The following is an 11,153-nucleotide window of genomic DNA, read 5'->3' on the forward strand; positions in this document are numbered from 1 at the left end:
TTCCATTAGATATAAAGTTATAAAAAATTATAGATTCCTCCTAAAAAATAGAAGTAAAAACACAACGTAACTCTAAGTTTTATTACTTCTTCATTATTGTACATACTATTTAAAATTCTTTAATAGTTCTGCAAATGGATTGTCATTTATTTCTTCAGCTTCCTTTTGCATCTTTTTCATTATTCTTTGAGTCTCTCTCTTATCAATTTTTCCTTTTTTATCAAATCTCTTTTCAAATACAGATGCTTTTTCTCTAAAATTACAATTAGATCCAGTACAAATATAAATCTTTCCTTCTCCTTGTCCCCTAAGTTCTAACTTTTTCTTACACTCAGGACATCTTGCATTTGTAACTCTAGCAATATTTTCTCTATATCCGCACTCTCTATCTTGGCAGACATTCATTGTTCCATTCTTCCCTTTAACTTCTAAAAGATATTTACCACAATTAGGACACTTCTTTCCAGTCTTATTATCATGAACAAATTTACTATTTGCCCCTTTTACATCTTCTACAAGAGCAACAGAGTAATTTTTCATTTCTTTAATAAAACTATTCCACTCTCTCTTTCCTTTTGCTATTTCATCCAATTGACTTTCCCATTTAGCTGTCAATAATGGCGACTTTAACTCCTTAGGTACTAAATCTATAAGTTGTTTTCCTTTTGATGTAGGTAAAATTTCTTTTCCCTTCTTTTCTATAACAAAAGAATTAAACAACTTTTCTATTATATCAGCTCTAGTAGCAACTGTGCCTAATCCTCCTGTTTCACCTAGAGTCTTAGCTGCATCTTTTCCTACATTAATATGTTTATGAGGATTTTCCATTGCAGATAATAGACTACCTTCAGTAAATCTTGATGGTGGTTTAGTTTCTCCTCTATTTAAAGAAATACTTTCAACAATAAACTTATCATTTTTATTAATATTAGGTAATATTTGTTCCTTAATATCATCTTCAGATGAATCCTCTTCTATTTTATCGTAAAGATTTTTCCATCCTTTAGATATTACTATTTTACCTTTTGCTATAAATCTTTCATCATTTACTTTTGCTTCTATAGTTGTTTGAACATACTCAAATGCTGGAAGCATTACACTTAAAAATCTCTTTACTACTAAATCATAAATTTTTCTTTCTTCTGAAGTTAAATTTGAAAGATTTAGTTTTTCTTCTGTTGGTATTATCGCATGATGGTCACTTACCTTAGAATTATCTACAAAACCTTTATGTCCATTTATTTTCGTTTTTAATAATCCCTCTGCAGTGCTTCTATATTCCCCTATTGCAATTGCTTTAAGTCTATCTGGAATAGTTGCTACAATATCAGTAGATATATATCTTGAATCTGTTCTAGGATAAGTTAATACCTTATGATTTTCATAAAGCCTTTGCATTATATTTAATGTTTGTTTTGCTGAATATCCAAAAATCTTATTTGCATCTCTTTGCAATTCTGTTAAATCATAAAGAGCCGGTGAAAATTTCTTTTTGTTTATAGAATTAATATTAACTATTTCACCTTCTGCACCTTTTATTTTAGAAACAATTTTATTTGCAAATTCTTCATCAAAAACTCTACTGTTATTATCTTTACTAATCCAAGATAAATTATATCCTTTTGTCTTTGCATTTATTGTATAGTATTCCTTCGGTTTAAAGTTTTTGATTTCTTCTTCTCTTTGAACTATCATTGCAAGTGTTGGTGATTGAACTCTACCTGCTGATAATTGAGCATTATATTTACAAGTTAATGCTCTAGTTACATTAAGACCAACAAGCCAGTCTGCTTCAGCTCTACAAACCGCAGCTCTATACAGATTTTCATACTCTTTTCCATCTTTTAAATTTCTGAATCCATCTAAAATAGCTTTATCTGTTTGTGATGAAATCCATAATCTCTTAAGAGGTTTCTTTACTCCAGCCTTTTCTATAGTCCATCTTGCAACAAGTTCACCTTCTCTTCCAGCATCTGTTGCAATAACTATTTCACTAACATCATCTCTATTCATAAGCTTTTTAACTTCATTAAATTGCTTTCCTGTTTTCTTCAATACAACTAGTTTCATATGCTTAGGTAGCATAGGAAGTGTTTCCATCTTCCACTCTTTATATTTATTGTCATAACCCTCCGGATCCATAAGTCCTACTAAATGCCCCATTGCCCAAGTTACTATATATTTACTTCCTTCAATATATGAACCTTTATTATTATTACATTTTAAAACTTTTGCTAAGTCTCTACCTACTGATGGCTTTTCTGCCAATACTAAAATCTTACTCATATTTTCTCCTTTTTCTTTAAGATTTTCTACTTATTATATCATAATTTACCTTAAACGCCTAATAAAGCTTTAAATAATATTAAGGCCAAAATAAATTACATATAACATTTTAATATAACAAATTATTAATTTTTATATTATTGGTTTTTTTCCCACTAAATAGTATAATAGTCAATGAGACACTATTTAAGGAGGTTTGTATGAAAAAATTTAGAAATATACTGTTATTTTCACTATTAATTATAATAGTTACTTCAGTTTCCTGTTCAAAAATTAATAAATATGAAGAAACATTTAATACTTTTAAAGAAAAATGGATTAATAAAGATTTTTCTGGAATGTATTCCATGTTAAGTGAAAACTCTAAAGAATATATTGATGAAGAAACTTTTGTAAATAGATATGCAAATATATATTCAGCAATAAATTTAAAGGATCTTAAAATCGAAATTTCTGGTGATATTATAAAAAACGAAGATTATTATACTGTTCCCTTCTCCCTTAAAGCTACTACTGTTGCTGGAGAATTAAACATAAATAATTACAAAGTAAATATTTATAAAGAAGGTAAAGAATACCTTATTAATTGGGATGAAAGTCTGATATTTCCTAATATGATTGAGGGTGATAAAGTTTATGTTAGAACAATTAGTCATACTAGAGGAAAAATACTTGATAGAAATGATAATATTTTAGCTGAAGATGGGACAATCTCCGTTGTTGGAATACACCCATCTAAATTCGATTTAGAAAATCGCGATGCTAAAATAACAGAACTTGCAAATACTTTAGATATAAGTGAAGAAACTATTATAAATAAATTAAATGCAAATTCAAACCCAGAATATTTTGTTCCAATAGTAGATATACTTTCAACTGATGAAAAACTGACAACTTTAGTTAATAGAAGTAATGAAGGCATAATTATTAACCAAAAAAACTCTAGGGTTTATAATGGAGGAGAAGCTTTTGGGAGATTAATCGGATATGTTGGATCTATTACAGCAGAGGAATTAGAATCTAAAAGTGATAGAGGATATACTCAAACAAGTTTAATTGGAAAAGCTGGAATTGAACAAGTTTATGAAGATACTTTACGTGGTGAAGATGGCGCTGAAATTTATCTTAGTAGAAATAATGAAGAAATTTCAATTCTAAAAAAAGAAGTTGTAAATGGTACTGATATTAAACTTACCATAGATTCAACTTTACAAACTAATTCTTATTCTCAATTAAATGGAGAAAAAGGAGCTGTTACAGCTATTGATCCTAAAACAGGAGAAGTTTTAGCATTAGTTAGTGCCCCTTCTTATGATTCAAATATGTTTACAACATATGTTACAAAAACTAAAGCATCCGAAAGAGAAGCAAATAATTATACAGATCAAATTAATAGATTTAGTAAAACATATGCTCCTGGCTCAACAATGAAACTTTTAACTGCTTCAATTGGGTTAAATAACGGAATACTAAATGCTGATGAAAGTGTTACTATAGATAGTCAAAGTTGGCAAAAAGATTCAAGCTGGGGTAATTATTTTATAACTAGAGTTAATAATATAACTACTCCAATAACCTTAAGAGAAGCAGCTAAATATTCAGATAATATATACTTTGCTCAGCTAGCATTAAAAATTGGTAGTGAAAATTTAATTAATGGAATTAAAGGATTTGGTATAGGTGAAGATTTAACGTTTGAATATCCTATGACTAATTCTAGTATTTCTAATAATGGAAGTTTAGATAGCGAAATATTATTGGCAGATACAGGGTACGGACAAGGTGAATTAATGGTAACACCATTAAATATGGCTCTAGCTTATAGTGCCTTAGCTAATGATGGTAATATTATGAATCCAAGATTAGTTTTAACTTCTGATAGTTCTGCTACTGTTTGGAAAAAATCAGCAATCAAATCTGAATATTTACCTACATTAATAGAAGATTTTTCTGCAATGGTGAATGATGCTGATGGTAGTGCTCATTTAGCTCAAATTGATGGATTTAATATTGCAGCTAAAACTGGAACTGCTGAAATAAAAATATCTCAAGACGATACTACTGGAACTGAAAATGGTTGGTTTGTAGCTGTTGATACAACTAGCTCTAAACTTGCTGTTGCAATGATAGTAGAAGATGTAAAGAATAGAGGCGGTAGTAGTATTCCTATTCCAATGGTTAAAGCAATAATGGAAGAATACTTAAATAGATAATCACTTTCGGGAGAGTAGATAGATTTGTGTAAAAAATAAATCTATCTACTACCCCAATTTAAAATATTGTTCTTCTTTTAATTATTTAGAACTATAATACCCAACTTATATATATTGATAATTTCACCTTTAATCCTATTATTAGTTAATTTTTCACTTTTATAAATATATCCCCTTATATATTAATAAAAGGTCTTATATTCTCATTACTGAGAAAAGCTAAGACTCTTTATTAATCTGTCTTCACCTATTATCGTATTCTCAAAAATATTTCTTGCATTATCCTCATATAATTTAGGCTCTATCATAGCTGGAGTAAAATGAGTTAATAATAATTCTTTACAATTACTATCACTAGCAAGTTTTGCAGCTTCAGCAAATATCATATGCTTATTTTTAATGGCTTTTTCCATATCATCATTATTTCCATATGTACCTTCACAAATAAATAAATCACTTTCCTTTATAAAATTAATCATTTCTTCTTGTGGCCTACTATCTGTAATTAAACTTAATTTTATTCCTCTTCTCTCATTTCCAAGAACCATTTCTTTTTTATATTCTCTTCCTTCATATGTAATAACTTCTTCATTTCCTTTTTGTAGTTTATTCCATAAAACTTTAGGAATATTATTTTCCTCAGCCTTTTCTAGTGAGAACTTCCTATCACGCTTAAAGTAAAAGCTATATCCTAAACATGGTGATGAATGATCAACTTTTAAAGTATTTATTTTTATTTGTCCATTCTCATTTACCACCTCTAAATTTTCTTTATTTACATTTAAATTGATTTAAATCCCCATCCTACCATTCTCATAGAAACTTGTGTCCCCTCTCCACAGTCTATAAGAATTTTTCTTCCTTTAAAATTTAAAAGGCTAGCAGATAAACTTCTAAATGGCATAGGCATTCCACCTCCACAACCCAATAAACATAAATCAACCATTGCTATCACCACTTTTCTATATATTCTTTTATACTAAATATTAATTTTAAAAGTACATTCTGAATAATTTTTACACCTCTTAAACTTTCCATATTTCCCTTTTTTCTTTTTTAGCTTTCCTCCACATCTTGGACATTTATTTTTTCTTAATTTCTTTTCAGCTTCTTTAATATTTCTTTTTACATTTTTTACATGAACTACTCTTTGCTTAAAAGAATCAATATTCAGTTCATTAAGTTTTTTATAGATATAATCAACTTCTTCTTTTGTAAATTCTTTTTTTCTACTTTTTTTAATCATTTTATTTACTTTATTATAATATATAACTGTAGTTTCAGTATTAACCTTTAGTTTTGATCTTTTAGTAAATAAAATTATAGAGTTTATTTTCTTATATCTTAATGTTGGTATAACATCTTTTAATGCCTTAACATGCCCATTATTTTGTTTTATTGGATTTCTTAATACTTCTTTATTATTAAATAGTATCTGATTCCAGTTATCATCATATTCATTTCCAGTAATTATTCCCTTATAATTTTTTGTTTCAATAACAAATACTCCATATTGTGATATTACTATATGATCTATTTGTGTAGTTCCCTTTGATGCTTTTAAAAGTACATTGTTTATTACTTTATATTTTCTCTTATTTAATTTACTTAATCTTTTAGATACAAGTTTCTCTCCAACATATCCTTTTATTTTTGACTCATATGATTTTATTAGTATTAATATACTTATTAATACTACTATTTCCATCTTCATTTGTTTTCCTAATCTTTCTATTTATTTTCTAATATCATTTTGCCATTTTAAATAGTTATTGTAAACATTTATGTTAATGTTATTAGATAATTCTCTAAAATTACAAAAGGAATAGTATTATTCTCTAATACTATCCCTCTTTTTATAAATAATTCTACTTATAACCTTTTCTCTTAATCCATTCCTCATATAGTATCCCATAAAATAGCTCATCATGCCATTCATCTTTAAACCCTGTGAACCTTCTATTCTTTATAATATGTCCTTCTCTTCTCATTCCTAAATTCTCCATTACACGATATGAACCATAATTTTCAGCATCACAAGTTGCATACAGTCTGTGTAATTTTAAATCTTCAAATGCAAATCTAGCTAGTTCCTTTCCCGCCTCTGTCATATATCCCTGTTTCCAATAATCTTTATGAAGTATCCAACCTAACATTCCTTCATATAATCCATCATTTAAGTAAATGCCACATCCTCCTATAACCTTTCCATTTTCTTTTAGCGTAATAGCGAAATCATATTGTGTACGTGGATTTTTATCTATATTAGATATACAATCATCTAAGAATTCAATAGTATCCTTTTCACTATTAGGTCCCCATATCATATATTTTATATTTTCTAAATTACTTGCATATCCATGTACATCTTCAAAATCTGCATGAGTAAATTCTCTTAATATTAATCTTTTAGCTTCAATTTTATCATCTATTCTCATATAATACCCCTATTTAACAAAAATATTTTATAACTAATCTTATCATTATATTTATATAGCTTTTTTACTATTATAATCTTCAAATAAATTTATTACTAAAACAACGCCAATTAACACACTTGAAAATAATAATATTTTTAATATATCAAAAATATTATTTATGATATTAAATTCATAATAATTATTAAATAATAATATTACTATATAAATTATTATAGCACCAAATAAAAATTGAAAGAAATTATTTATTATTATTCTAAACTTAGAAAAATAAATTTCCCTTTTACTTAATGGTATCATATCATATTTCCTTAATATAAAAACCTTTTTACCTTGTTCCTTTATCCAAAAAAGATGATAATTTAAATAAAGTATTAGTATAATTGATCCAAATATAACTATAGAGTTTATAAAAGGAATTGGTTGCTTATCTGCTCCATTTTTTATTGCTATAATTTCATAAGAAACATTTGATTGAACATTAATAAAGTAGATAAATAAAAATATTCCTAAATAAAATTTATGATAATACTTATTAATTCTCTTTTTTTCATCCTCAAAAAAAGTCATATCACTTTACCCCCTACTACTATTTAGTAAATCTCCTATATTAAACTTTTTCTTTAAAGCACTTTCTAACCTATTTCTTTTAAATTCATCTTCTAACGCTTCCTTAGTATCATTAATTTTAATTTCTCCATTATCAATTAAAATTATATAGTCAGCAATCTTATCTAAATCACTTGTTATATGTGTAGACATTAAAATACCAATATCATTTTCTAAAATTCCTTGTAGCATTCTAATAAAATCTTTTCTAAATACAGGATCAAAACCAGCTGTTGGTTCATCTAATAAAAGAAATTTTGGCTTATGTGCCATAGCAAAACTTATTTGAAACTTCATTTTCATACCCTTAGAAAATTGATATATTGGCTGCCCCTTTGGAATATTCATTTTATCTAACCATAAATAATACTCCTCCATACTCCAATTTTTAAAATACTTCCCTAGCATAAGTCCATTGTCTAAAGCTGTATTATCTAGAAAAAATGTATTTTTTTCAGATATTAAGCCTATCATTTCTTTAACTCCTTTTAAATCTTCCTTAAGATTTATACCATCTACAGTTACATCCCCTTCAAACTTTGTATCTATTCCTGCTAAAATATCTATAAGTGTAGTTTTTCCTGCACCATTAAGCCCTATAAGCCCTGTAAGATATCCACTTTCTATTACTAAGTTAATATCTTTCAAAGAAAAATCTTTATATTTTTTTTGTATATTTTCACATTTTATAATACTAGACATATATTTATTCTCTCCCCTCATATAAAGTCTTCAAAACATCTTGCATCTCATCTATTGTAAGACCTAATTCTCTTCCCTCTTCAATTAACTTTTCTGCCATACTTTCAAAAGACTTTAATTGCTGTTCCTTTAACTTTTCCTTATTAGGTTCTTTTATATAAAATCCTTTTCCCTGTACTGAATATATTAGACCCTCCTTTTCAAGTTCTTCATATGCACGTTTTGTTGTAATTACACTTATTTGAAGATCTCTAGCTAAAGCCCTTATAGATGGTAACATATCTCCTGGAAAAATCTCTTCTTTAACAATTAAACTTTTAATTGCTTTTACAATTTGCTCATAAATTGAAAGATTGCTTTCTATATCTAAAATAATATTCATTAATAACCTTCATTCCCTTCTGGCTCTTGACGATATACCTCTTCATAAGAAAGTGATTTACTTAAAATCGGTCTCATATATTTGTATGCAACAAAAGTATTTATAGCAAATGCTATCAACCATCCTAATATTATAAATAAGTTAAAGTTTATATTTAAATTAACAAGCGAATAAAAAGCTATAGCTTCTATAATTAATAAACAAAACCAATAAACATTTACTATTTCTTCTTCTTTTGTTATAATCACATAACCTTCTTTATCTTTTTTCTTTACTTCTTTTTCTCCTATTCCAATCTTCAAATTAATATTTAGAATAATAAAAAACCATAAGATAATTTGTATACTATTGATGATAAAATTATTACTTATAAAAATACTTCCTGAACAATAATAACTAAATATAAATATGAATATAATACTAAATATAATTTTTACAGCAAGTTGCAATAATATATATTTAATTTTTTCCCATTCTCCTGCTGCACATACAAACATGGCCTTACTAAGCCTAAGTGGTATCTTTTTCATTAAAGAATATAAATCAAGAAATGCTATAATACTTACTACCGTTAGTATTTTTACTGACAATCCCTGCTCCAAATTAACTTTTGTAAAATTTGGATTAACCTTAGAATTGCCTGCCATACTTATGAAATAAGAAATATAATAAGCTGCCCATATATAAAATGCTATGTCTATAGTTACTTCAACCCATCTCTTTTTTAAGTTTACTAATAAATCATTTAAAACTACTTTAAGCATTTGTCATATCCTCCCTTATCTAAGCAATACATTATCTCTTCTAATGTTGGAGTTTTTATCTTAATCCCCTCATATTTTTTTATCTTTAAATCTTCTACAAATGCAAAGCTATGATATTCTCCATACTCCTTATAAATAATATTAATATCTTTCATACTTTCAATCTTTTCTTTGCTTCCTTGCAAAATTTTATACTTTTCTCCTAACTCCTCCTTACTTAAATAAAAAAATAACTCTCCATTATTTATTAATGCAATATAATCTCCTATTTGATCTAAATCTTCAGTAATATGAGTTGAAAATAATACACTTCTAGTTCCATCTTCAACTATTTCTTGCATATAGTTAATTAATTCTTTCCTAAATAAGGGATCCAATCCTGCTGTTGGTTCATCCATTATAAATAATTTTGCATCATGTGATAATGCAAATGCTAATTGAAACTTAATCTTTTCCCCTGTAGATAACTTTCCAACCTTCTTTTTAAATGGAATATTAAACCTTTTACAAAACTCTTTAAATACTTCTTCATTAAATCTGCTATATAGCCTTCCAAAAACCACTACATTACTCTTAACGCTCATAGTATCTTCAAACATATTTTCATCCAAGACAAAACCTATTTGTTCTTTAGCTTTCTTCTCATTAGAATCCATTGAAAATCCATTAATGATAACCGTTCCCTTATCTTTTTTATACAAATTTAATATTGTATTTATAAGAGATGTTTTTCCTGACCCATTTACTCCTAATAATCCAACAATATATCCTGATTCTAATTTAAGATTAATATTATTTAGTCTTAAATCTCCTATTTCCTTATGTAGATCATTTAACTCCATTAACATTGTCATAAACTCTTTCCCCCTTTACAGTATATATACTGTTTATATCTATATATACAGTATATATACAACTCACCAACAATGTCAATATATCCCATGTATTTTTTTCCAAATTATTATATTAAAATCTTTATTATATAAAAAATGTGTTGCTAGAATCTATTAGCAACACATTTTCAATATTTATATATACGCTTCTAAAATATTTTTAAATACTTTATTATGCTCTATATCCTTACTTAAACTTTGTATAACTCTTATTATTAACTCTTCGTTTATTTCTTTATTATTTAAAGCTATTCCAACTATATAGGCTTTTATTATTTTATAACTATTAATTAATATATTTATACTTAAATTTAAACTTTCTCCCCTATTGAATGGAATTAAATCTTTAAATATCTGATTTACTAAATAATTTTCTAAAATATAAGAATATTTCTCTATTAAACTTAAAAGACTTTTATCATCATTTATTTGCTTTACAATATCATTTACTTTTAAAATTTCTTTTTTATATTCTTTAACACATTCTTTTAATCTAACACTTCTTATATTTTTTATTAACTCTTCATCTAAAAGGCTTAAATAAAATTCATTGCTTTCATTTAAATCTAAAGTTTTTAAAGAATCAAAATCAATATTTCCTTCACTATACTCTTCTAAAATATCTTCTATTCCCTCAAAGTCTTTTTCATTATTATACTCTTCAATTTTATTAGTTAGTGTAAATTTTTCTACACTACTTCTCTTTTTAAATCTTTATATATCACGGTTTCGCAAGTTTTTTTGTATAAAAAAACAACGACCCCCTAATTTCATGTTAAAATTGAATCTCTTACAAAACAAAAATAACCATGAAAGGATGTCGTTATTGTGGATTCAATTATAACCTATTTACTTATATATAATCA

At 26.4% G+C, this 11,153-nt stretch carries 9 protein-coding genes and 2 pseudogenes; 1 reads left to right on the plus strand and 10 read right to left on the minus strand.

All coding sequences use genetic code 11. From position 1 onward, the window contains the following. Window positions 1–105 precede the first annotated feature (105 nt). Window positions 106–2,286 carry a DNA topoisomerase III gene (locus Q0Y03_RS11320; RefSeq protein WP_297713934.1) on the minus strand — a complete coding sequence of 727 codons (2,181 nt, stop codon included), beginning with the start codon at window positions 2,284–2,286 and terminating at the stop codon, window positions 106–108. 200 nt (window positions 2,287–2,486) lie between these two features. Here Q0Y03_RS11320 and Q0Y03_RS11325 point away from each other — a divergent pair, with 200 nt between their 5' ends. After that, window positions 2,487–4,499 (plus strand): penicillin-binding transpeptidase domain-containing protein, encoded by a 2,013-nt coding sequence (locus Q0Y03_RS11325; protein WP_297713935.1) that lies wholly within the window; start codon window positions 2,487–2,489, stop codon window positions 4,497–4,499. 206 nt (window positions 4,500–4,705) lie between these two features. Here the strand turns inward: Q0Y03_RS11325 and Q0Y03_RS11330 are convergent. From Q0Y03_RS11330 to fliB, 9 genes and pseudogenes are all read right to left on the minus strand, one after another. Continuing rightward, window positions 4,706–5,445 (minus strand): annotated as a pseudogene (locus Q0Y03_RS11330) (ribonuclease Z). 33 nt (window positions 5,446–5,478) lie between these two features. Then, window positions 5,479–6,213, minus strand: coding sequence for a nuclease-related domain-containing protein (locus tag Q0Y03_RS11335; protein WP_297713936.1), 735 nt, complete (start codon window positions 6,211–6,213; stop codon window positions 5,479–5,481). A gap of 154 nt (window positions 6,214–6,367) precedes the next feature. After that, complete coding sequence (locus tag Q0Y03_RS11340) at window positions 6,368–6,937, minus strand: GNAT family N-acetyltransferase (protein WP_297713937.1); 570 nt, start codon at window positions 6,935–6,937, stop codon at window positions 6,368–6,370. A gap of 51 nt (window positions 6,938–6,988) precedes the next feature. Continuing rightward, window positions 6,989–7,507 carry a hypothetical protein gene (locus tag Q0Y03_RS11345; RefSeq protein WP_297713938.1) on the minus strand — a complete coding sequence of 173 codons (519 nt, stop codon included), beginning with the start codon at window positions 7,505–7,507 and terminating at the stop codon, window positions 6,989–6,991. A gap of 6 nt (window positions 7,508–7,513) precedes the next feature. Next, window positions 7,514–8,248, minus strand: coding sequence for an ABC transporter ATP-binding protein (locus Q0Y03_RS11350; protein WP_297713939.1), 735 nt, complete (start codon window positions 8,246–8,248; stop codon window positions 7,514–7,516). Window positions 8,249–8,252: 4 nt separating this feature from the next. Next, window positions 8,253–8,630 (minus strand): GntR family transcriptional regulator, encoded by a 378-nt coding sequence (locus Q0Y03_RS11355; protein WP_297713940.1) that lies wholly within the window; start codon window positions 8,628–8,630, stop codon window positions 8,253–8,255. Further along, entirely contained in the window at window positions 8,630–9,394 is a 765-nt protein-coding gene (locus Q0Y03_RS11360) for a hypothetical protein (protein WP_297713941.1), read from the minus strand. Before Q0Y03_RS11360 ends, Q0Y03_RS11355 begins: the two co-directional genes overlap by 1 nt. Continuing rightward, window positions 9,382–10,248, minus strand: a complete 867-nt coding sequence (locus Q0Y03_RS11365) for an ABC transporter ATP-binding protein (RefSeq protein WP_297713942.1) — start codon at window positions 10,246–10,248, stop codon at window positions 9,382–9,384. Before Q0Y03_RS11365 ends, Q0Y03_RS11360 begins: the two co-directional genes overlap by 13 nt. A 174-nt stretch (window positions 10,249–10,422) precedes the next feature. Further along, window positions 10,423–10,956: pseudogene (fliB, locus tag Q0Y03_RS11370) on the minus strand (flagellin lysine-N-methylase); the annotation flags it as partial. Between the last annotated feature and the right edge of the window lie 197 nt (window positions 10,957–11,153).

The sequence above is a fragment of the Clostridium sp. genome (genome assembly GCF_026168755.1).
Taxonomy (GTDB): domain Bacteria; phylum Bacillota; class Clostridia; order Clostridiales; family Clostridiaceae; genus Clostridium.

Coding starts and splice junctions, on each gene's coding strand:
- Q0Y03_RS11320 (WP_297713934.1), bottom strand. CDS start 2,286: ATGAGTAAGATTTTAGTATTGGCAGAAAAGCCATCAGTAGGTAGAGAC.
- Q0Y03_RS11325 (WP_297713935.1), top strand. CDS start 2,487: ATGAAAAAATTTAGAAATATACTGTTATTTTCACTATTAATTATAATA.
- Q0Y03_RS11335 (WP_297713936.1), bottom strand. CDS start 6,213: ATGAAGATGGAAATAGTAGTATTAATAAGTATATTAATACTAATAAAA.
- Q0Y03_RS11340 (WP_297713937.1), bottom strand. CDS start 6,937: ATGAGAATAGATGATAAAATTGAAGCTAAAAGATTAATATTAAGAGAA.
- Q0Y03_RS11345 (WP_297713938.1), bottom strand. CDS start 7,507: ATGACTTTTTTTGAGGATGAAAAAAAGAGAATTAATAAGTATTATCAT.
- Q0Y03_RS11350 (WP_297713939.1), bottom strand. CDS start 8,248: ATGTCTAGTATTATAAAATGTGAAAATATACAAAAAAAATATAAAGAT.
- Q0Y03_RS11355 (WP_297713940.1), bottom strand. CDS start 8,630: ATGAATATTATTTTAGATATAGAAAGCAATCTTTCAATTTATGAGCAA.
- Q0Y03_RS11360 (WP_297713941.1), bottom strand. CDS start 9,394: ATGCTTAAAGTAGTTTTAAATGATTTATTAGTAAACTTAAAAAAGAGA.
- Q0Y03_RS11365 (WP_297713942.1), bottom strand. CDS start 10,248: ATGACAATGTTAATGGAGTTAAATGATCTACATAAGGAAATAGGAGAT.